The following is a 20,980-nucleotide window of genomic DNA, read 5'->3' on the forward strand; positions in this document are numbered from 1 at the left end:
CAAACCACAAACCCACGAGGGTAAAATGCACATCAACGGAAATGAAAGCCCGATCTCTCGCATTGAGGATCTTCTCGAAGACATCCTGGATGAGATCGTCGAACTGGAAGCCTACGCGAAGGATGGCAAGCGCCCGCCGCTGGCAAAGGGCTACCGCTTCAAGATCAACGACAAGTCGTTCGTCTGGGACAAGCCGCACATCACCGGTCGCGAGGTCCTTATCCTCGCTGGCCTGACGCCTCCGGAGAACTACACGCTCCGCGTGAAGCTCGCCGGCCATAAGCCGCAGAAGGTGACGCTCGATGAAAAGATCGACCTTCGCCATCCGGGCACCGAAAAGTTCCGCGCTATCCGCAAGGAACAGACCGACGGAGAAGTTCAGGGGCGGCGCGATGCGCCGCTCCTGGGCGCCGACATGGCGTTTCTGGAGGCCTACGGGCATCCCTTCGACATCGTCAAGGATGGCTCGACCTGGGTTATTCTCCATGATTTCCCGGTTCCCGCATGCTTCAACCACAAGAGTGTTTCGCTCGCGATCCGGATCGAACAGGGATACCCGATGACGCAGCTCGACATGCTGTATGTCTTTCCCAAGCTCAGCCGCACCGACGGCCGCGCAATCCCTCAGACGCAGGTCGAGCAGCCGATCGAGGGCAGGATCTTCCAGCGCTGGTCACGTCACCGTTCCGGCTCGAACATCTGGGTGCCCGGCGTCGACTGCCTTGAAACCCATGTGATCCTCATTGAGGAGATTTTCGAGCAGGAGGCATCCCGATGAACGTCACCCTCAGCATGTCGGTCGATCAGCATGCCCTGCTGGCGGCCCATCTTTTCCCTGGCGACGGCCTTGAGGCTGCTGCCCTCCTTCTATGCGGTGGCACCAGTCATCAGGGACGCTATCGCCTTTCGGTTCGCGAAGTCATCCCCCTCAATCACGACAAATGCACCCGAAAGATCGACCGCATCTCCTGGCCGACCGACCTTATCACCCCTCACCTTGACCATGCCGAGGAGCTCGGTCTCAGCGTCATCAAGGTCCATTGCCACCCTGGTGACCACCCGTATTTTTCCGAGGTCGACGATGTCGGCGATGCTGAGTTGCTGCCGGTCATCCGGGCTTGGGCTGGCGCAGCGGTTCCTCACGCCAGCATCGTCATGCAGCCAGGTGGTCGCCTGTTCGGCCGCTACCTCTATAAGGGGGACGATATGCTGCCGATCGACATGATCAGCGTCGCAGGGCCGGACATCAGGCTTTTCCCTGCCTTGGCGGAAAAAGCTGCAATTCCATTCGGGCAGTCGCAGGATCAGGCGTTTGGCGACGGCACGACAGCCACGCTTGGCAAGCTGCGCGCGGGCATCGTCGGACTGTCGGGCACCGGTAGCCCTCTGCTCGAGCAACTCATCCGGCTGGGCTTCGGGGAGGTCGTCATCATCGATCCAGATATCATCGAGGATCGCAACCTGAACCGGATCCTCAGCAGCAGCGTCGCCGATGCTCAAGCCAAACGACTGAAGGTCGACGTGGCAGATACCGCCGTTATCGCCACGGGGCTTCCGACCGCCATCATCAAGGTGCCGGCCGACCTGATGTCACCGGCGGCAATCCACGCGCTGTCGGTCTGCGATGTAATTTTCGGTTGTGTCGACACCCACACGGGACGCTTCGCAATGAACCTCGTTTCGACATATCACATCATCCCCTATTTCGATGTCGGCGTGATGATCGACGCCGCGGGACACGGTGATATGAAGGGGCGGATCCGAGACATCCTGGGGACGGTTCACTATGTCGTTCCGGGGCGCTCCAGCCTGATCTCGCGAGATGTCATCTCCCTTCAGAAGGTCGCTCAGGAAGGCCTAGCTGCCTCCGACCCAGACGCCGAAGCACAACAGGTGCGCGACAAATACTTCCGCGGCCTCGCGGTCAGCAGGCCGGCAGTTATCAGCATCAACATGTTCGCGGCAGCGCTCGCGGTGAATGACTTCCTCGCCAGGATCCATCCCTATCGGGATGCCCCAAATAGCGAGGTCGCGTCCGTTGAATTCAGCCTCGGCCAGATTCGCCTGACGCCCGACGAGGAACAAGAGGACTGCGCTCTCCTTCGCCCTTGGCTCGGCCACGGCAAAATCTCGCCTCTTCTCGGCTTGCCCGAACTGTCGGAGCCGCGCTCATGACGTGGCTTTCAGACGCCGGTCAATACGTTGCAGGAACATTCCGTGCATTGCTACGCCGCCCCTACCGCGCCGTGATCCGCGAAGGCAGCATGCCCAGGTACGTTGCCCCGAAAACCCTCTATATTCTAAACGAGGATGGCGACCCATGGCAGGCGACGATGATATGCCCTTGCGGATGCAACGCTGTGCTCGAAATGAACCTGGTGCCTGATGAAAAGGCAGTCTGGCTTGCGAAGGTGGAAAAGGATGGAACTGGCACGCTCCACCCATCCGTGTGGCGGCAGGTCGGCTGCCGCTCTCATTTTTTCATTCGCAACGGCAGGATCCGTTGGTGCGATTGATGCGCTTCATCGACGGATCGGAATCTCCACAACTGGACGCAGCGGCTCGAGCTGCGTCTGGTAGCGCCGAACGATTTGATCGTAGAGATCGGCGACGCGCTTCGCCTTGACGCTAACAACCAGCGCATAGCGCAATTCGTCGTCCGGCTCGAAATCCCGACTTTCGAGGCGCGCATTGTAGTGGATGTCAAAAGCTGGGTTGTGCAAGCTCTTACCCAGGAACCCGACAGACGCGTGCAGAGTATTTTCCCACTTCCAGGCGTCACGCCGAAGATCACCTTCCGTCAACCCCTTGTGCGCTTTGCCGAAGAAGCTCTGCGTATCCGCATGCAGCTTGCTGTCATCCTTCCGCTTGTCATCTCGTGGTCGGAACGCGATCTCAAGTCCAGCGCGCGTGTAATTCCCGGGATGATGAGGATCTGTCAGCGTCTTGTAGCAGATCGTCGCCGTGATCTGGACTTTGCCCGTCATGTCCTCAAGGGGAACCGGTATCGGTGCTCGCACGTAGCTCCGTGCCGAAATGGTGCCCTGATAGATGACGCGCACGGTGTCGTCATCGCATAACAAAATATCATCCATCGTCCTGGCGACCCGACCCCGTCCCACTTCTTCAGCAGCGATCGGAGACTCCTCGGCTGTATGGACGAGCAAAGCGCGCACAGCGAGCATGTCAATATTGGCGCCAAGGTGCGCCTTTATGCCGGCGGCCACCCGCAACAGGCTTGGCGATGCAAATGACGTACCGCCGGTGACCTCAAGCTGTGGTCGCCCATCCAAGCTTGCAACAAGAAATGGGCGCTGCAGTGAACCGCCAAACTCAACGAGATCAGGTTTGATCAAGCCCGGGCTTCGACCCGGCCCGACCGAACTGTATGGCGCTCGTGCCCAGGCAACGTCAGGGCTGTCGGCGGCGCCAACCGCCATTGCGTTCACGCAATCGGAGGGCACCTGGATCCTGTTGAAGCCGAGCGCCGCATCGCGCTCACCATCGTTTCCAACGGCAATCGTTGCCAGAGTATCGTTCCTCGCAAAGCGATCATCGAGTACCGCCGTCCAGGCATGAACGTCGTCATCCTCGATGGGGAGGTGCGGTCCAAGGCTGATATTGACGAGATCGAACTGTCGATTGAGCAGTGTCTGATCGATCCGGTAAAGCACCTCGTATAGCCCTTCAGGATCCTGGCTGGGGTCGGTGTCGAGGACACGATAATGTTCAACCGGGGCGTAAGGTCTCGCTATCGGCTTGGTCGGGTCGATATGACCGAACAAGAAGGCGGACGTGACATGCACGCCGTGACGGCGAAGATCCTCATGTGAACTGCCAACGCCGGTCGTATCGATCGGTGTTGTCCAGGCCGTTAGTGGATGGTTGTCGGGAACACCACCGTCGAAGATGGCAACTCTGATGCCAGGATCCAGCGCTGGCTCCGATGGATATCGAATTTGCGGTGAAGGCGTCGCCGCTGCCCGTATCGTTGGCCGCAACACGCGAAGGGTGGGCATCTGTCGGAGCGCTCGGACGGCCGCAAAAGTCGCAATGTCTTCTGCACGCTCGCTCGGCGCAGTCAGCTCAACAAAGCAAAGACCACCCGCGTAAAATCGATTCTCCATGGGAGCGTCGATTCCAAGCTCCGCAAGATAGCTGCGGAACGCGCCAACGATTTTCTGCTCGCCGAGAAGCTCGTCCGTGTGAAGCACCGCCTCAAAGGTCACTTTTCCCGTGTCAGGCAGATGTCCCTTTAGCTTGTCCTCTGCGTCAGGAGCACCGATTTCCTCGATGGAGATGATGCCGTTCGTTGCGGGGGACAAATTGTTCCACTGTGGAAGCGCAGAGCTCCAGTTGCGTAAAGATGCCCTCGGACCCATCACGAAGATTTCCGTGGTCAAGGTCTCTTCAGCCGGTCGCCCAAGCGATCGCTTTTGGGGAGTGATCGATCGTGTACGGCTCCCAACCGCCTCGACGCCGACCTGCCGAAACAGCTCCTTCGGATAGAATGATTTGGCGATATATTCTGGATTGAGAACAACCGACAAAACAGCCTTATCGTCCGGGCATGCCGCCGCTGGCAGCCGGTCAACGAAGGAGACCGCGCGAGTGAGCATTGGCGCAAGGCGAGACCGGGATTCTGCAAACGTGTAGGGATGCTGTTTGGGAGCCCCGCCCCTGACGCCAGTGACCGAGGATACGAGGCGCTCGCCTTTTCCGAGTAGGAAATTCTGTTTTGCCATTATGTACCTCTGCGTTTGCGTGCGGTTGTTTCTGGCTGCGAATGGCTGCGCAGCGTGTCCCGGGCGACCCCTGTCAACTTTTGCACATTTCGCTGGGAAAGCCCTGCATCGACCAGCATTGTTGCGAGACTGATGCGCTCAGCCTTGGGAAGCTCCTCGGGCGAAATCAGAGACTCGAGATGGACGTCGAGCGCATCCCCTGAGATAGCTGCTGCCCGGCGGGCGCGCTCAACGGACTGCCTGACATCGCTAAACGATTGCCCGTGGAGTGCAACCGATAGGATCTTCGCCCAGTGGTCGGCTTTGCTCTCGTAGGGCTGAAGCAGGCCATTGACGAGTTCAAAGATCGCCTGGCGTTCAGGCATAGGAAATTCGACCTTCATCTCGAAACGTCGCCAAACGGCGGGATCGAGCAAATCTGGATGATTGGTAGCAGCGAGCAAAAGTCCGGAGGCCGGCCAGTCGTCAATCTGCTGCAACAGCACAGTGACGAGCCTCTTCAGTTCACCGACTTCATCGCGGTCGTCGCGACGTTTCGCGATCGCGTCCAACTCATCGAGCAATAGCACGCAATCTGCTTGCTTGGCGTAATCGAGGACCTGTCGGAGATTTGCACCGGTACGGCCGAGATAGCTGCTCATGACCGCGGCAAGGTCAAGTATCATGAGGGGCTTGCCAAGGCGCTTGGCCAACCATCTTGCAGCAAGCGTCTTGCCGACCCCGGGCGGGCCGACGAAGAGAGCGGTCCGGGTCGGATCCAGTCCGGCCGCGTCCAGCGCTTCGAGGCGACCACGCTCGGCGATCAGCTGGTCGAGCGCGGCCGATACGTCTGCGGCTAGAACTGGAGAGTGGTCGATCTCGATCACCTCTTCAATCTTCAAAAGATGGAGACGAGAGTCGGAGTCGACCGGCATCGGAATCTCCGCCATTCGACGAAGGGGAGTGTCTTTCGAAGGCGCCTCACGAAGCAGAGCAGTCAATGAATTGGAGAGCTCTGGCTTTTCCCCACGTGTCTTGCGCGCGATGCGCTGCACCAGCATTTGGATATCCTGAGCCCGACCTGCGAGCGCAAGGCGCGCAAGGCTGATGATGTCGGAGTCGAGATCCGCTTTTGCCGTCGTCATGTATGGAAATCCTCGTATGCCTGAAACCAGTCTCGTCTAAAGTGGACGAAATTTCAATAACAGACGGTAAATTTCTTCCACATATATATCAACCTATTGCAAATGCTGTAATTTATGATGGACTAGCGTTGTCGCGTTTTTAATTTTTTCTTTATGGGGTCCCGCATGCTCTATTTCGCCTACGGTTCCAATATGGATCCGGCTCAGATGATTGAGCGTTGCCCAAATGCGAGGCTGGGAGGTCTTGGCTTCCTACCGGATCATATCCTCTGCTTTCCGCGTCGATCAATGAAGCGTGGCTGCGGTGTGTCATCCATCCAGCCGCAAACAGGTCATGACACTTGGGGTGTTTTGTGGGAGCTGGATGACAAGGATCTCGCGGCTCTTGACAAGAACGAGGGGTACCGTCCCGATCGGGACCCGCTGGCAAACGCCTATAATCGGGTCACCGTCACGATCAATCATGGGGGCAGCTGGATCGAAGCAGATACCTATATCGCATCCCCACAGCAAGGCACGCATCTGCCCAATATTGCTTACCTCAAGCATCTACGCGATGGCGCGAGCCATCATGCGCTGCCAAACGCCTACCGGACATTTCTTGCTGGCCTGCTTGATGACGGGTCAGGTTAAACCGGCTCCGGTTGTGATTTTGATCAAACGCCCTCCCCCGCCCTAATAGGTATCCATACGGCGATCGCCTGCCAGATCCGTTGGATTTTCGGGCTTGTGAATGTAGGGGCCCCTTATTCCCGAAACGATCTTGATAAAGAAATAAATGCAGTACGTAAAAATCACGCGCACACAGCACCCAGTCGGCCATGGCGGCTTTCATTCCGGACTGATCTCGACAGTCGAGGGAGCTCCCGACGGCATCCACACAGCAAACGAACCTCCCATCGCAAATTTTTCCTACGTGTACGATTGTGGCTCGGAGCGAAGCGATGCCTTCAACAGCGAACTATCGCTCTATCGTGCAGCATCTTCCGGGAAAACGGACATCCTTTTTGTTTCGCACCTGCACGCCGATCACATCAATGGCATCGATCGCCTGCAGGCGATGGCGCCGGCCAGAACCGTCGTTGTCCCTTATCTCGATACCGTAGAGCGCCTCTTGTTCGTGCTTTCAGATTTTGTGCAGGGGACAGCTTCCAGGTCCTCACTCGATTATTTTGAAGATCCTGGAGCCTGGTGGCGTTCGAGAGGTGCGGAGCGAGTTATTTTTCTGCAACCGGGCACGCCCAATGATGCCCCACCTCCCCGAGGCGGAGAACCGGATGGCCCATTAGATGGTCCTCGACGCGGTCGCCAGATAGAGCTCGATGATGCGCCGAAAAAGGAAAACCCTGCAAGCCGTTTAGCAACTCACTTCCGCCCGCCGCATGGCGCGACCGGCGCGAAGCTCGTCCGCGGCAACCCGGCATCCGATCAAAACGGAAATGGTGCCTTCATCGCTGCGTCGGGCACCTATCTGCAGCTGGAGTGGCAAGACTTCCCGGGCGCATGGCACCGCGCCGATTGGATCCTTTTGCCTTACGTTCATCCGGTCGTCGATACTTCCCGCAAGCGGTTTCTAACGGATCTCAAAAAGGCACTCGGCGTCCGCGGAAACGACGAGGTCAAGCTTGCCTACCGGCTGCTGGAAAAATTGCGCGACCTCGAAAGTGCGAAGGTGCTGATAGATATCTATAACCAGCATTTTCCCGGAGGACACAATGCGGTTTCGATGTCCCTTTACTCCGGGCCACTGTCAAGGCGCGACGGAGAAAGCGGTGATCGTGTCTTCACGTCGAGACAATGGCAATCCTATCTGGACGAGCCAGCCTTCGGCCGATACCTGTGGCGTCGGGACGGTATCGGTTGGCTAAGCACCGGCGACGCAGCACTGCGGCAGCATAAATGGCGGCAACCTTGGCAAGACTTCTTCGCGGATTTCGGCGACCGGATCGCGGTTATGACTTTGCCGCACCATGGCTCAGCCAACAATTTTCACCTGGACATTCTAGGCTTCGAAGCCCTGCTATTTGCCCTTGCGACCACTGTGGAATCTCGAAACCGTGTCGCTCGGCTCAGAGAAACGCTTGGCGCGGTGGAAAGCAAGGGCATCCAGACACGTGTCGTCGATGACGAACGATTGGCTCGCTTCACCGTCAACTGCGAGCGCAACATGTCCTGATTATCATGCACCATGCCAAACCGACCGCTGGCCAGGGGCGTGATGACTACATGCGCGCTGCATTCGGTCAAAGGTTGATAGCTGCCACTAAATCACGCCCCACGCCCGAAACCTCCCCCTCCCGGTCATCTCCCTCAAGCCCAGCTCCAAAACAATCCGCCGCGCCGCCTGCGGTGTGACGTCGAGCGTTTTCGCCACCATGCCGGCCGACACCAACGGTTTTGCCATCACCAACTCGACCAGCTCCGGCAGTTTTGAAGACGTCCGCCGCCCCTCCATTTTTCGATCGAACAGCGTCCGAGCCAGCGTCAGTCGATCATGCTCTTTTTTTCCGATCTCGGCGGCCGCGAGAAGCCCCTGGGTGATGGCGAGGAGCCGGATCTCCCGATCGCGATGCCGGCGGCGGTCTACGGGAATGGTTTTGAGACCGAGATTGATGGCGGCGAGGTGAGCGCCTGACGTGATGCCGGCCTGGCGGAGGATCGAAGCGCAAAACAGCCGGCCAAGCCAGGGAGCGTGCTGGAGCACGGACAGTTCGTTCCAGGCGTCGAGGGCAATGATGGTCTGCAGCATCGCCGGCAGGTGTTCGGCCTGGCGCAGCACACCACGCCATTCGTCGAGCCGGGCATCCTCGTCCCAGTCGAGATCATAGATCATCGGATCTTTTTCGGCACGGCCAGCCGTGGCGCGGTTGGCGTCGGCGCCGCTAGCCCGCGTGGCGTCCTCAATGGCTGCCGACGATCGCGCCAGCGTCGCATCGATGGCGGCGATATCGATACCCGGGAGACTGACGCCATCACCGTCGTCTTCCCCCTCCCCTTCCTGATCCATTTCCGCGACGGCGCGACGCATGACGCCGGCCGGCTGGAGCGATTGAGGGTCGACGGGATTAATGTCTGACGTCTGTCGCAGAATTCTGATACCCTCTGGGGACAAAGCCCAGTTCGGCGACTGCGCGGCAATGCGCCGGCGGGTCCTCAACACGTCGCGGGCGATGGTCAGTTCGTGGGTCGGGGTGCGGGTATCGCGAAAGGCGTCGTGGAGAACGAGGTCTTCGAGATGCACGAGTTCGCCGTCGATCCACAGCGAGGCGCAGGCGTCGGCGAAATGCATCCTCTCGAACCAGCCGGATCCGACGCCTGAGCGGGCGATGCGCTCGTCGAGACGGGTGAGCGCGATGCCGGCGTCAAAAGCTGGCCCGATCAAGTTTGAGATGGGCAATTTCGCGAGGTCGTAAGCCATTGATATTATGGTAAATGATTTGCTAAAGGAACTCTATCAGAATTTTGCGGTTCCTCACATCGTATGATTGATAGTTGAGGCTATAACCATCGATAACCACCGTTTATCGATGGTAGATTGATTTCGCGCCGCAAATCAGAAAAACAGTGTCTGTGGACGGCTGCATCGCCAGCCACATCCCTGTTTCGGAGACCGCCGTGACGTCGACCACCTCGAAATCCGCCGTCGAACGCCGATCGGAAGAACTCGACGCCATCGCCGCCGTCTTGCCGATCGAGCGCCGCGACGAACTCGCCGAGCTGCTGACTGACCAGGATGTCGAGACCCTCAAGCACCTCGTCGAACGCGGTATGGGCGACAATACCCTGCGGGCACTCACCTCCGATCTCGCCTATCTCGAAGCCTGGGGACTCGCCGCGACCGGAAAATCTCTTCCCTGGCCGGCGCCCGAGGCGCTGCTGCTAAAGTTTGTGGTGCACCACCTCTGGGATCCGGAGAAACGTGCGGCCGATCCGGATCACGGCATGCCTGATGACGTCGACGACAACCTTCGGCGACAGGGCTTTCTGAAATCTACAGGCCCACACGCGCCGGCCACCGTGCGTAGGCGGCTAGCCAACTGGTCGACCCTGACGAAATGGCGTGGGCTCGACGGCGCCTTCGCCTCCCCTGCCCTCAAATCCGCCATTCGTCTAGCCGTGCGTGCCGTGCCCCGGACGCGTCGCCGTAAGAGCGCTAAGGCGGTGACCGGCGACGTGCTGGCAAAACTGCTGGCGACCTGCGCGACCGACAGCTTGCGCGATCTCCGTGACCGGGCGATCCTGATGGTCGCCTTTGCCTCCGGCGGCCGGAGGCGCAGCGAAATCGCTGGACTGCGACGCGAACAGCTGACCGACGAGCCACCGATCGAGGTGCCCGACTGCCCTCCCCTCCCCTCCTTCGCCATCCATCTCGGCCGCACCAAAACGACATCAGGCGAGCAGGACGACGTCGTCTATCTCACAGGCCGACCAGTTGAGGCATTGAATGCCTGGCTGGTGGCAGCGAAGATCGACAAGGGCAGCGTTTTTCGGGCGATCGGCAGGTGGGGGACCGTGTCGCGGCGGGCGCTCGATCCGCAGTCGGTCAATGCGATCATCAAGCAGCGGGCACAGATGGCAGGGTTGGACAGCGGGGATTTTTCGGCGCACGGCCTGCGATCGGGATATCTCACCGAGGCGGCCAATCGCGGTATTCCGCTCCCCGAAGCGATGGAGCAATCTCGCCATCGATCGCTGCAGCAGGCGTCGAGCTATTACAACAACGCCACACGGCGAAGCGGACGCGCTGCCAGAATGCTGTAAGACTCACCTATATGACTGAACATATCTGGTTTCCGGCCTTTCAAGGTTAGCTTGATCCACATTGTTCTCGAGACGAGAAGATCGTGGTGATTCTATTGCTGTTTCCCCAACTGATGTGTCGTGATTGTCGTGCTATACTCCAGCATGTTCCGAACTTTATCCTGGCATTTGCTAATATAGGCGATAATTTCAATCGGGCTCGAACTGCATTGTGCAGCCAGGCACCTGGGGGAAGCGAAACATGGCGAGCGTGGAGGAGCGAAAGCTGCCGACAAAGTGGTCATCCACAGCGAAAATTCGTGTCGGTATAATGGTTGGTCTGGCGCTAGTAGTTGCAGTTGTCGCTTACCTTAGCCTCCGTAAGCCCGACGTAGTCGTGCTGCCAGGTTTTCCCCCTCAATATCCACCATTTCAGACATGGCCAACTCCCAGAACGTTCGATGGTCCCGGTACACTTTTCTCATTGGAAGAAGGAAACTTCAGCTTCCTCGGCAACCTGAAGATCAAACCCGTAGATGCCGGTGACGAAACGTTTCCGAGTTTTGACGGTGTAGTCGACTGGGGCGGCTCTGTTTTGGCGCATTTCATTGGCATCGGAAACGGTGCTCTAAGTTCAAGTTCTTCAATTCAAGTCTCCCTTGCCTTGCGCGGCGCACATCGCTGGCGCCTGGACCCAGACCAGCAGGCGAACGCCCTTGCGGGATGGTTCCGCAAGAACAAGGATAAGTCGCCGTACCTGGTGGTCGAGAGTGTGTCGGTGACCGGAATTTCATATCAACTTGGATCGACGCAAGATTTCACTGGTAAAGCCGGCTCAGCTTGGGAGACCGGGGACGCGACCGCCACCGCAACGAGGGATTCGTCGGGCCACTGGGTGATCGACGTCAACTATGCCAAACCCCACTACCTGTTCTATCGTGTCAAAAAGGTGGAGGCACTGCTTGGCCTTAATGAGCCACAGATTGTGCAGCACGACATCGAAGGGCCTTTGAAATGGTCGACCGAACCCGCTCAATCTGGCGACAATCAGGTTTCCAATTAACACCTTTCATTGCATCTGCATTATTGTCTTTTGGCTTGTCCGTCGGCGCGTTCGCAGAGGATGACGTGACCACATTGTCGCTAAAAGACCCTCGTTACGGCCGACTGGCCGAAATCCAGCGCTCAATATGTGAAGGACATCCTACGCACGCCTGCGACGTCGATCGGTCGACATGCATTGCGACTCTCAATGGCCACAGCATCGAAGTCAGCACTGACGACAGGGCGAAACTTCACGAGCTCTTTGGGGAGGTCTGTAGCACGCGGGCGACCCCCTATGAAATTACTGGACTCCACTGGCTTCTACAGCAGCGGCTCGCGAAAATTACAAAAGGCGCAACTTCACTCGGAATTCGCCTCCCCGACAACATCGTGTTTGGTGCTCTGCCGATAAAAGAGGTTGGCGCTGAGGTGGCTGGTGGTTCGACGAACGGCGATCCCGTCATTCTGATAAACGTCAGGTTTATCGAATTCGCCGCAATGATGTCCGATCTGGCCTTTCAAACCGTTCCATACGTATCGTCAGGCCCCGAAAGCCAGTCCTTCGACCTCTCGGAAGAAGCCAACGTAAAGAACCTGGAAGCTCATCCGGAGTTTGCGGAGCGGCTTTTTGCTATCTTGAATTTGTTCCGAAAAGACGAACTGCCAGAGAGCAACGATTTTACGTCTTCTCAGGCTGGCAAGAACCTCTCGCGGTTCATGATGCCGGTCTATGCTGAGGGGATGGAAAGTTTCGCAATGGCCCATGAAATTGGACATGTGTATTATAATCATGGCGCTTCCGGCCTGAATCTAGCGAATCTGCCGACCTACCTAATGGATTATTTTGGTTGGAAAGACAGACCGGTCAGTCAAATGATTGCCGAGCTCGAGGCAGATTCGTTCGGCATAAAAATAGTGCAAGAGCTCGAGGACGAGGCGTTGAAAGCTGAGGGGGAAACAAGTCCCTATGGATGCAGTTTGAGTGCCGTTCGCTTTTATTTCGTTGCACGGAGAATTCTTGGAGAGGCTGCGATCAGTGCGAACCAATCTGAGCCTGAAGGACCAAAAGAGATCGAGACAAACAACGATCTAATAAGGGCAACAGAATGTGCCCAAACGGCCGGATGCCGAGTTCGCGATCTCCCAGACTTGAGCGACGGCCTTCGCGATGCTGATCAACATCCATCCGACAGCTTCAGAAGAAAGGTCGTCGAACAAGTCCTATTTCAGCGTGCTGCCAAGGGCCTGCTTCAATGGGAGCTCGTTTGCGAGATGGCTAGCGCAAACGTCGAAATGTTGTGGAATCTATCTAAAGACGAGTACTACTCAAGAAAGCCGTGGAACGAGTGATGCGGGTTGAGCGTCGATCTAACGGTCCAGAAAGACCGCGTTTATCTTCATCTTCGTCCATAATCGTGTATCGATATTTCCTAAAGAGGTTAGGCGCAGACGTGGGGATAAAGACCAGAGAAGCCATATTGGGCGAAGCTCGGCTCATGGCTCAAAGCCATGGATATGCCGGCCTCAACATGCGCGCTGTCGCGGACGCTGTCGGTATCAAAGCAGCCAGCATCTATCACCACTATCCGAGCAAAGCCGATTTGGCGGTTGCAATCGCCGAACGATACGCGCAGGACATGGGAACATGGCTCAAAGGTATCGAAACCGATAAATCCGATCCATTCGATAGTTTACGCGAATATCCGTCGGCTTTCAGAGCCACCTTGCAAAACGGGAATCGGCTTTGCCTGGCGAGCTTCATGGGGATCGAATATGCCGACGTGCCACAAGCCGTAAGCCTGCAGGTTCGCGCCTTTGTAGACATCAACGTCAAGTGGCTCCAAAGGCGTCTGATGGCCGCCAATTGTGAGACGGTCGAAGTCTGCGGAAAATGGGCGCTTGGAATCTTCGCGGCGGTTTCCGGAGCCCAGCTCCTGGCACGCAGTTGCGCAGACGTTTCACTGTTTGACACATTGATCGAAAGCTATCGGGCGGCAGGCCTACTCCCGGCGTAAACGCGTCCTGATGGCATCGATCCCAGTTACCAGGCAATAGCAACGCTGCCTGGCGATAATCTTGCGGGCCGCCAGTATTCGGCGGGCCGCATCTTCCTCTCAGCCCTTCTCCGGGCTTTTGCTATACCAGTTCGGACAATTTTGCTGGGTCAAACCCCTTGAGACCGGCTGTGTCCCCGGTCCGAACCTTCGTTGGCCAGTCAGCGTCGCTGATCAGCGCACGCCCGACTGCAATGAGGTCGAATTCGTCGCGCTCCATCCGGGCAAGAAGTCGATCGATCCCGGTGCTAGTTGACGTTTCTCCACCAAACGACTTGATGAATTCGCCAGATAATCCGACAGAACCTACGCTGATGGTGGCTGCCCCGGTTAATTTCTTTGCCCAACCGGCGAAGTTCAGACCGCTCTCACCATCAATCTCCGGGAACTCCGGTTCCCAAAAGCGCCGCTGCGAGCAATGAAGGATGTCAACACCCGCATCGACGAGTGGCTGCAGCCAATCGGCCATCACTTCAGGGGTTTCCGCAAGACGGGTTGAAAAGTCCTGTTGCTTCCACTGGCTGATGCGCAAGATGATCGGAAAGTCCTCGCCAACGGCTGCGCGGATCGCCTTCACAGTCTCGACGGCAAAACGCGATCTCTCCTTAATCGTGGCGCCTCCCCAACGATCGGCTCGCAAGTTTGTGCCTTGCCAGAAAAATTGGTCGATCAAATATCCGTGGGCGCCATGAATTTCCACGACGTCAAAACCCGTTCGTTTTGCATCTGCTGCTGCCTTGGCGAAAGCGGCGATCGTATCGGCAATGTCGCTTTCTGTCATTTCGACACCACGGGGTTGATCCGGCGCCACCAGCCCGGACGGGCTTTCTACCGGGCTTTCAGGAGCCCAGTCGGCGGTACCGACGGTCGAACCCGTATGCCAGATCTGGGGTCCCATTCGCCCACCGGCTTCGTGGACCGCATCGATCACACCTTTCCACCCGGCAAGCGCAGCGTCTCCGTGGAAGAACGGGATCCCAGGCAGGTTGCGCGACGCTGGACGATTTATAACCGTCCCTTCAGACAGAATAAGACCAACACCGCCCGCGGCTCTGCGACGATAATATACCGCGTTGGTCGCGCCGGGTATTCCCTCGGCCGCTTGCCCTCGGGTCATGGGCGCCATCACGATCCGGTTCGACAACCTCAAAGACTTCAGATGGAAGGGACGAAAAAGAGTATCTGTTGACGCGGTCACTGCGCAGCTCCGTTGTTCTCTGGAGCACCTGAGGTATAAACCGGAAACCTAGTCGTCAATGAGGTACTTTGAATAGCCTAGGTTGCCTTGAGGATACCTTAATGTTTAATCCAGAAACCCAAACCTTCACGGTCGATTGCCCCAGCCGCGTATTGTTCGAGCAGATAGCGGACAAGTGGTCGATGATGATCATAACCGTGCTCGACGCCGGCGCCGTCCGGTTCAATTCAATAAAACGGCGACTCGAAGGCGTGACGCAAAAGGCGCTCACACAATCGCTGCGTCGGCTCGAGCGCAACGGGCTGATCACCCGTAGAGTGCTCCCGCTCTCCCCCGTCGCGGTGGAATACGAACTCACGGAGCTTGGCCGTAGCATTCAACCGCTATTACTCGCGGTCTACGATTGGACGCTCGAAAAGATGGCTGAGGTCGATGCCGCACGGCATCGTTTCGACAACAAAATAGGCGCGTAACTGAGTCGCGGATGCAGCACAGGAGCAGTCCTAACTTGTAATCTGCGCAGAAACTGGGGTTTCTGCAATGTTTTCGCCAGAAGTTTATGAACAGGTTTTTCCCGGCGTTTGGTGCCGCAAAAGCCCGTAACATAAGGAAATATGAGCGCCTGCGTGTGAGTAGAGCAAATCCGATTAAGGGTCTGTTAACCTAAAATATCTTGCTGTCCTCCGAGAATCGATGCTTATTGTCAGCATCGGAGCAAACGCAAAATTCCGCTCGTGAGCGACACTAAGACTGATCAAGGTTAGAGATGGCCAAAATTGCTAATAGCGTGCCTGATGCCCAAGAGGACCTCATGGGCCTTATTACGAGGCATTCGCATGCGCTTGCGGGGCAACTGCAGTCTCATCATATCAGCGTTTTCCCGCCGCATGCCGAGAAAACTATCCGCTATTTCCAGCCGTCAGAAGCGTCGAAGCTCCTTGGGGTAAAGGAGGTCCACCTCCGGAATATCGCCAACGACTTGGCTGACGATCTGGACGTGAACACCGGTCCAGCCGGTCGGCGAAGCTATTCAGTGCTTGATATTCACAAGATTAGAAGCCACCTCGACAAAACAGGGCGCGGAAATCGACGTTATCTGCCTCATCGTCGCGACAATGAACAACTGCAAGTCATCTCTGTGATGAACTTCAAAGGCGGCTCCGGCAAGACGACAACTTCCGCCCACCTTGCGCAATATCTGGCGTTGCGCGGCTATCGCGTCCTTGCAATTGACCTTGATCCGCAAGCGAGCCTATCCAGCCTTTTCGGGGTCCAGCCCGAGACAGATGTAGGCGAGAATGAGACCCTCTATGGGGCTATTCAGTACGAGAACGCTCGCCAGATGGGGGAGATCATTTCGGCGACCTACATACCGGATCTGCATCTGATCCCGGGAAACCTTGAACTCATGGAATTTGAGCACGAGACGCCAAGGGCGCTTTTGTCGCGCAAGGGCGACGGTACGATGTTCTTTGATCGCATCAGCGCCGCGCTCGATCAGGTCGCGCACGGCTACGACGTCGTGGTGATCGACTGCCCTCCCCAGCTTGGCTACCTGACGCTATCCGCCCTCACCGCAGCGACGTCGGTGTTAATCACCGTGCATCCACAGATGCTGGACGTCATGTCGATGAATCAGTTCCTCGCGATGACATCTGACCTGCTGCGCGAGATCTCGAAGGCGGGGGCGAGATTCGACTTCAACTGGATGCGCTATTTGATCACACGCTACGAGCCGGGCGACGGTCCTCAAAACCAGATGGTCGCTTACCTGCGTTCCATATTTGGCGAGAACGTATTGAATTATCCGATGCTGAAGACGACCGCTGTCTCCGATGCTGGCCTTACAAACCAGACCCTCTTTGAGGTGGAACGAAGTCAGTTTACCCGCGCCACCTATGACCGCGCGCTAGAATCGATGAATAGCGTCAACGGCGAAATTGAGACGTTGATCAAGAGAGCTTGGGGGAGGACATGAGCAGAAAAGATCTCCTGCGCACGCCGCAGGCATCGACCACGCCGGCGCCAGAGCGTTTGGCCAAAACTAAAGTGCTCCCCATGCTCCACTCAGCGCCGCCAGAACAGACGGCAGCGAACAGATTGACGCGCCAGGTCGGCGACAATCTTCGTGACGTCAGGATTCGCGCGGAACGAGCCGAGGAAATTGAACGACGTTTGGCGGAGGGCCAGGCCGTTGTAGAGATTGACACCGACGATATAGACCCCTCCTTCATTCAAGATCGGATGGAAGGAGATATCGAGGGGCTCCTTGCGTCGATCCGCGAACAGGGCCAGCAGGTGCCTGTGTTGGTTCGCCCTCACCCGCAAACCGCGGGCCGATATCAAGTGGCCTTCGGCCACCGACGCCTCCGGGCACTGAAGGAACTTGGCTTAAAAGCTAGGGCGGTCGTCCGCGAACTCACCGATGAGCAGTTGGTGATCGCGCAGGGTCAAGAGAACAACGAGCGACAGGATCTAACCTTCATTGAAAAGGCGCGGTTTGCATCTCGCCTCCGCGAGCGCTTTCCTCGTGAAGTGATTGTGTCGTCAATGTCGATCGACAAGGGTAACCTGTCGAAGATGCTTTCGATCGTCGATGCTCTTCCAGCGGAACTTATCGATGCAATTGGGGCGGCGCCCGGCGTCGGCGGGCCGAGCTGGCAACAGATGGCGGATCTGTTCGAAACGGCTTCGGACCCCGATGGTCTTGTCCGCTACGCAAACTCTGCTGAGGTGAGAGCTCTATCGTCTGCGGATCGCTTCAAAGCAGTCCTTATGCTGAAGCCCCGCAAAGAGCCGCGCGGGCTTCCCGCTGTGGTATCCACACCGAACGGAGAGCGTTTGGCCGTAGTGAAGCAGAGCAAGACAAAGGTGGACATCACGTTCGACAGGAAGGCGACGCCAGAATTCGCGGCCTTCGTGCTCGAGCGGTTGCCAGGGCTCTATATGGAGCACCAGACAAAGCAATCGAAGACCAAGGAGTGATAATCGCAAAAAGAAAAGGCCCCAAACGTCGCCGTCCGGAAGCCCAATCTCTTATCTAGCAATTTGAGAATCGCATTTTCCGGAATCATCGTCAAGAGTCTTTGGCATCGTTTTGGTGAGCGCTTTTCTGTTGCCTTTTGAAGGGTGAGAGAAATGCAGACGGGAAATGTGACGACGCCTTTCGGGCGGCGGCCGATGACACTTGCGCTTGTGCGCCGGCAACAGGCCACCGCCGAGATCCGGCCTGGCAAATCTGTAGACAAGTGGAAGGTCTTTCGAGATGTTTCGACCGCCTATAATCGGTTGGGCGTACAATCGAATAGCCTGGCCGTATTGCATGCGCTCCTCGGCTTCCATCCCGACGGCGAGCTTCGCCAAGACGCTCAATTGGTTGTCTTCCCTTCCAACGCCCAGCTTTGCCTCCGAGCTCATAGTATGGCCGGAGCGACGCTTCGGCGTCACATAGCGGTCCTCGTCGATGCTGGATTGATTGTTCGCAAGGACAGCGCCAATGGGAAGCGGTATGCGCGCAAGGATGCATCTGGCGAGATCGAGACCGCGTTCGGTTTCGATCTGTCTCCCTTGCTCGCTCGGTCGGAAGAGCTCGCAAACCTTGCTCAGCAGGTCGCGATGGAGCAATCGGCCTTCAGGAAAGCGAAGGAGAACTTGACGATCTGCCGTCGCGACGTACGTAAACTTATAAGTGCCGCGCTGGAAGAGGGCGCAGAGGGCGACTGGCAGTCGGTCGAGGATGTTTACGTCGAATTGGTAGGGAGAATTCCGCGCGCGCCGTCTATCGATCAGATAGCATCGATCCTTGATGAGATGGAGATGTTGCAGGAAGAAGTGCTAAGCAGATTGAATATCCAGACAAATTCCAAGAATCCTAGCACCAATGATGCTCATACCGAGCGCCACATACAGAATTCAAATCCCGAATCCATCAATGAATCTGAACCGTGCTCTCGAACAGAGCAGGGGGCGACGCCGAGCGAAACAATCAGGCGTCCTGCGGATCCGGTGAAGGCGTTTCCCTTGGCTGTGGTTTTGAAGGCCTGCCCGACCATCGCTGACTTCGGGCCTGGTGGCGCGATCGGAAGTTGGCGCGATATGATGGCCGCTGCAGTGGTGGTCCGGTCGATGTTGGGAATCAGCCCGTCGGCGTACCAGGAAGCGTGCGATGTCATGGGGCCAGAGAATGCAGCCGTTGCTGTTGGTTGCATCTTGGAGCGGACTAATTTCATTAACTCAGCGGGTGGATACTTGCGCGATCTCACAAGAAGAGCCCAACGCGGCGAATTCTCGCTCGGCCCTGCGATCATGGCGCTCCTGAAAGCCAATTCTCCTGCATTTCGGATAACCGGATAGGAGTTGTAAGCTTACAACTGGATTAAGCACCTGAAAACAAACATGTTTTGGACGTGGCGCAATTATGAACTTCTTCTTGTGGGTCAATTGGTCGGTTGAGCCCGATAAGGGGTCCTTTCGACTCCCATACGCGGGCAATGGTTTCCTTGCGGCCCTGGTACCCTTGCGACAGATCTGCAAGAATCAAGTCCTTCGGGTGTGTGCCTTAGCAAAAGGCGTAACATTCCAACGCAATCATTGGCGTTGTTTAAACGTATGCTCAATGCCGTGGAAACGCCGTGCACGAACACCGGCGGCATAGTCAGCGGCCGCTGCAGCAGCACCCTTGCCCAGATTGTCGTAGCATTTGAGGAAGTGCGGTTTGAACTCGTCGAAGAGACCCAGCGTATCATCCGATACAAGAATTTGGCATCGCAAGCAGGTGAGGCGCCAATGCCGATCGTCGGCGCATGAATGGTAGCGGTGACCCCTCGTGCCAACGTTTTCACGGTTCCCTCAACGACGATGCCGAAGGCGCCAGAACCGCCGACGGCATGCACATCTCGGCGGATTTTCGACGTCTTTCCCACGGAGCGGCCAACCGAGCGATAACCCTCTGCCGTATGGACCTGCTGCGACATCAACCCGATACGTCCAAGGACCGGAATGCCGCGCGCCGTCAGGAAGGCGATGGTCTCGACTATCTCGGCTCCGCCTTCAAGCTTGACGGCGTCGCAGCCCGTCTCCTGCAAAATGCGGACTGCATTCCGAAACGCCGCTTCTTTCGACCCCTGATAGGTTCCGAACGGCATGTCGACGGCGACACAGGCGTGCCGGACGCCGGGCATCACCGCTTTTCATGAGCGATCATCATGTCGAGGGTGACCGACGTCGTCGTTTCCAGTCCATAGAGGACCATTCTCACAAAATCTCCGACCAGCAGAAGGTCACAATGCTCGTCAAGCAGACGGCGATCAGCGTTGTATAGGCGGTCAGGCAGCCAATCGGAGTCGTGCTTTTCATGCTGGCGATGCGGGAAGGCGTCAGCCGCTTCTCAAAACCAGTGGCACTCATCGGTCCGATCCTTTGCCTGTCTGCGTTTTCACGCCGATCACCTGGTTTCGAGCAAGCATGTGCTTCCGATCCGAACGAAAAGGGCCACCACTACCGGGTCGTTGACCTCAACAATCGGCTTCAGTGTGCCAGCATCCCTGACGGTCACCACTTCGGGGTTGGCCAGAGGTTCGCTGCGGAGGAATTCGGTCAATCCGCCATCCAGGTCGGAGGCGCCGGTGAGGCCCCGTCCAAAGCCGTTCGGCCTCGCAAAGCGCGCGAGGAACCGCCGCCGCCGCATGCCGCTCGGCTTCGCTCACATAGACATTCCGGGAAGGGAGAGCGAGGCCCTCTTTGTCACGGAACGGATAACACCCGCAGGCAGCGCCAGGTCCGCGAGCATACGTTCGTTGAGGACGTCCTGCTGGTAGTCTTTCTTGCCGAGATAGCCGGCCTGTGGCTGTACGATGTTGAAGAGCTTGCAGACAACGGTAGCCACGCCGGCAAAATGGCCGGGAAGGACAACCACCTTGAGTTCGCGCGCTAGGTCGGGAAGTTCGATGACCGCCACCATCGGTTGCGGATACATGTTCTCGCGCCGGAGGCAGGGCAGGGGGTTAACCCTCCCGAAGTTGGCCTTCGGCATTAAAATGCACCTGTTGAGACGCTCGCAGCCAGTCATCGCGACAG

General features: G+C 57.3%; 18 protein-coding genes and 2 pseudogenes. 13 read left to right on the forward strand and 7 right to left on the reverse strand.

What is annotated here, in order from left to right; all coding sequences use genetic code 11:
* Positions 1–25: 25 nt before the first annotated feature.
* The 3 genes from AC13RC_RS25485 to AC13RC_RS25495 are packed head-to-tail and all read left to right on the forward strand — an operon-like array spanning position 26 to position 2,516.
* A complete protein-coding gene (locus AC13RC_RS25485; protein ID WP_488558857.1) occupies positions 26–778 on the forward strand; it encodes a multiubiquitin domain-containing protein in 753 nt (250 codons plus the stop codon).
* Positions 775–2,175, forward strand: coding sequence for a ThiF family adenylyltransferase (locus tag AC13RC_RS25490; RefSeq protein WP_488558858.1), 1,401 nt, complete (start codon positions 775–777; stop codon positions 2,173–2,175). The genes AC13RC_RS25485 and AC13RC_RS25490 overlap by 4 nt, the downstream gene beginning before the upstream one ends.
* Positions 2,172–2,516: a ubiquitination-like system serine protease family protein gene (locus tag AC13RC_RS25495; RefSeq protein ID WP_488558859.1), complete on the forward strand. Its 345-nt coding sequence runs from the start codon at positions 2,172–2,174 to the stop codon at positions 2,514–2,516. The genes AC13RC_RS25490 and AC13RC_RS25495 overlap by 4 nt, the downstream gene beginning before the upstream one ends.
* Before the next feature lie 6 nt (positions 2,517–2,522).
* On the opposite strand, the gene AC13RC_RS25500 is transcribed toward AC13RC_RS25495, so the two are convergent.
* Entirely contained in the window at positions 2,523–4,403 is a 1,881-nt protein-coding gene (locus AC13RC_RS25500) for a S8 family peptidase (RefSeq protein WP_488558860.1), read from the reverse strand.
* A 341-nt stretch (positions 4,404–4,744) separates the two neighbouring features.
* On the reverse strand, positions 4,745–5,869 hold the full coding sequence (locus AC13RC_RS25505; protein WP_488558861.1) for an AAA family ATPase: 1,125 nt from the start codon (positions 5,867–5,869) through the stop codon (positions 4,745–4,747).
* Between the two features lie 165 nt (positions 5,870–6,034).
* Here AC13RC_RS25505 and AC13RC_RS25510 point away from each other — a divergent pair, with 165 nt between their 5' ends.
* Together AC13RC_RS25510 and AC13RC_RS25515 are read left to right on the forward strand one after the other, a co-directional pair.
* Positions 6,035–6,502, forward strand: coding sequence for a gamma-glutamylcyclotransferase family protein (locus tag AC13RC_RS25510; protein ID WP_488558862.1), 468 nt, complete (start codon positions 6,035–6,037; stop codon positions 6,500–6,502).
* Between the two features lie 145 nt (positions 6,503–6,647).
* On the forward strand, positions 6,648–8,045 hold the full coding sequence (locus AC13RC_RS25515; RefSeq protein ID WP_488558863.1) for an MBL fold metallo-hydrolase: 1,398 nt from the start codon (positions 6,648–6,650) through the stop codon (positions 8,043–8,045).
* Positions 8,046–8,132: 87 nt separating this feature from the next.
* Here AC13RC_RS25515 and AC13RC_RS25520 read toward each other — a convergent pair whose 3' ends face one another.
* A complete protein-coding gene (locus tag AC13RC_RS25520; protein ID WP_488558864.1) occupies positions 8,133–9,287 on the reverse strand; it encodes an RHE_PE00001 family protein in 1,155 nt (384 codons plus the stop codon).
* Between the two features lie 197 nt (positions 9,288–9,484).
* On the opposite strand from AC13RC_RS25520, the gene AC13RC_RS25525 reads away from it, so the two are divergent.
* From AC13RC_RS25525 to AC13RC_RS25540, 4 genes are all read left to right on the forward strand, one after another.
* A complete protein-coding gene (locus AC13RC_RS25525) occupies positions 9,485–10,630 on the forward strand; it encodes a site-specific integrase (RefSeq protein ID WP_488558865.1) in 1,146 nt (381 codons plus the stop codon).
* A 241-nt stretch (positions 10,631–10,871) separates the two neighbouring features.
* Complete coding sequence (locus tag AC13RC_RS25530) at positions 10,872–11,672, forward strand: hypothetical protein (RefSeq protein WP_488558866.1); 801 nt, start codon at positions 10,872–10,874, stop codon at positions 11,670–11,672.
* The gene (locus tag AC13RC_RS25535; RefSeq protein ID WP_488558867.1) at positions 11,624–13,003 is read left to right on the forward strand and encodes a hypothetical protein; all 1,380 of its coding nucleotides are present in this window, start codon (positions 11,624–11,626) and stop codon (positions 13,001–13,003) included. The genes AC13RC_RS25530 and AC13RC_RS25535 overlap by 49 nt, the downstream gene beginning before the upstream one ends.
* On the forward strand, positions 13,003–13,668 hold the full coding sequence (locus tag AC13RC_RS25540; RefSeq protein ID WP_488558868.1) for a TetR/AcrR family transcriptional regulator: 666 nt from the start codon (positions 13,003–13,005) through the stop codon (positions 13,666–13,668). The genes AC13RC_RS25535 and AC13RC_RS25540 overlap by 1 nt, the downstream gene beginning before the upstream one ends.
* Before the next feature lie 121 nt (positions 13,669–13,789).
* Here AC13RC_RS25540 and AC13RC_RS25545 read toward each other — a convergent pair whose 3' ends face one another.
* Positions 13,790–14,905 (reverse strand): NADH:flavin oxidoreductase, encoded by a 1,116-nt coding sequence (locus AC13RC_RS25545; RefSeq protein WP_488558869.1) that lies wholly within the window; start codon positions 14,903–14,905, stop codon positions 13,790–13,792.
* Between the two features lie 101 nt (positions 14,906–15,006).
* Here AC13RC_RS25545 and AC13RC_RS25550 point away from each other — a divergent pair, with 101 nt between their 5' ends.
* The 4 genes from AC13RC_RS25550 to repC all read left to right on the forward strand — a co-directional run bounded on the left by AC13RC_RS25550 (position 15,007) and on the right by repC (position 19,258).
* Positions 15,007–15,378, forward strand: coding sequence for a winged helix-turn-helix transcriptional regulator (locus AC13RC_RS25550; RefSeq protein ID WP_488558870.1), 372 nt, complete (start codon positions 15,007–15,009; stop codon positions 15,376–15,378).
* Positions 15,379–15,671: 293 nt separating this feature from the next.
* On the forward strand, positions 15,672–16,883 hold the full coding sequence (gene repA / locus AC13RC_RS25555) for a plasmid partitioning protein RepA (protein ID WP_488558871.1): 1,212 nt from the start codon (positions 15,672–15,674) through the stop codon (positions 16,881–16,883).
* The gene (gene repB, locus AC13RC_RS25560) at positions 16,880–17,890 is read left to right on the forward strand and encodes a plasmid partitioning protein RepB (RefSeq protein WP_488558872.1); all 1,011 of its coding nucleotides are present in this window, start codon (positions 16,880–16,882) and stop codon (positions 17,888–17,890) included. Before repA ends, repB begins: the two co-directional genes overlap by 4 nt.
* A 153-nt stretch (positions 17,891–18,043) precedes the next feature.
* A complete protein-coding gene (gene repC / locus AC13RC_RS25565; protein ID WP_488558873.1) occupies positions 18,044–19,258 on the forward strand; it encodes a plasmid replication protein RepC in 1,215 nt (404 codons plus the stop codon).
* A 234-nt stretch (positions 19,259–19,492) separates the two neighbouring features.
* Here the strand turns inward: repC and panB are convergent.
* From panB to AC13RC_RS25580, 3 genes and pseudogenes are all read right to left on the reverse strand, one after another.
* A pseudogene (gene panB / locus AC13RC_RS25570) lies at positions 19,493–20,311 on the reverse strand (3-methyl-2-oxobutanoate hydroxymethyltransferase).
* A 37-nt stretch (positions 20,312–20,348) separates the two neighbouring features.
* A complete protein-coding gene (locus tag AC13RC_RS25575) occupies positions 20,349–20,504 on the reverse strand; it encodes a hypothetical protein (protein WP_488558888.1) in 156 nt (51 codons plus the stop codon).
* 103 nt (positions 20,505–20,607) lie between these two features.
* A pseudogene (locus AC13RC_RS25580) lies at positions 20,608–20,972 on the reverse strand (pantoate--beta-alanine ligase); the annotation flags it as partial.
* Between the last annotated feature and the right edge of the window lie 8 nt (positions 20,973–20,980).

This window comes from Martinezella sp. CNPSo 3890 (assembly GCF_057784455.1).

Coding starts and splice junctions, on each gene's coding strand:
- AC13RC_RS25535 (WP_488558867.1), top strand. CDS start 11,624: ATGGTCGACCGAACCCGCTCAATCTGGCGACAATCAGGTTTCCAATTA.
- AC13RC_RS25520 (WP_488558864.1), bottom strand. CDS start 9,287: ATGGCTTACGACCTCGCGAAATTGCCCATCTCAAACTTGATCGGGCCA.
- AC13RC_RS25505 (WP_488558861.1), bottom strand. CDS start 5,869: ATGACGACGGCAAAAGCGGATCTCGACTCCGACATCATCAGCCTTGCG.
- repA (WP_488558871.1), top strand. CDS start 15,672: ATGGCCAAAATTGCTAATAGCGTGCCTGATGCCCAAGAGGACCTCATG.
- repB (WP_488558872.1), top strand. CDS start 16,880: ATGAGCAGAAAAGATCTCCTGCGCACGCCGCAGGCATCGACCACGCCG.
- AC13RC_RS25510 (WP_488558862.1), top strand. CDS start 6,035: ATGCTCTATTTCGCCTACGGTTCCAATATGGATCCGGCTCAGATGATT.
- repC (WP_488558873.1), top strand. CDS start 18,044: ATGCAGACGGGAAATGTGACGACGCCTTTCGGGCGGCGGCCGATGACA.
- AC13RC_RS25540 (WP_488558868.1), top strand. CDS start 13,003: ATGCGGGTTGAGCGTCGATCTAACGGTCCAGAAAGACCGCGTTTATCT.
- AC13RC_RS25515 (WP_488558863.1), top strand. CDS start 6,648: ATGCAGTACGTAAAAATCACGCGCACACAGCACCCAGTCGGCCATGGC.
- AC13RC_RS25530 (WP_488558866.1), top strand. CDS start 10,872: ATGGCGAGCGTGGAGGAGCGAAAGCTGCCGACAAAGTGGTCATCCACA.
- AC13RC_RS25490 (WP_488558858.1), top strand. CDS start 775: ATGAACGTCACCCTCAGCATGTCGGTCGATCAGCATGCCCTGCTGGCG.
- AC13RC_RS25550 (WP_488558870.1), top strand. CDS start 15,007: ATGTTTAATCCAGAAACCCAAACCTTCACGGTCGATTGCCCCAGCCGC.
- AC13RC_RS25495 (WP_488558859.1), top strand. CDS start 2,172: ATGACGTGGCTTTCAGACGCCGGTCAATACGTTGCAGGAACATTCCGT.
- AC13RC_RS25485 (WP_488558857.1), top strand. CDS start 26: ATGCACATCAACGGAAATGAAAGCCCGATCTCTCGCATTGAGGATCTT.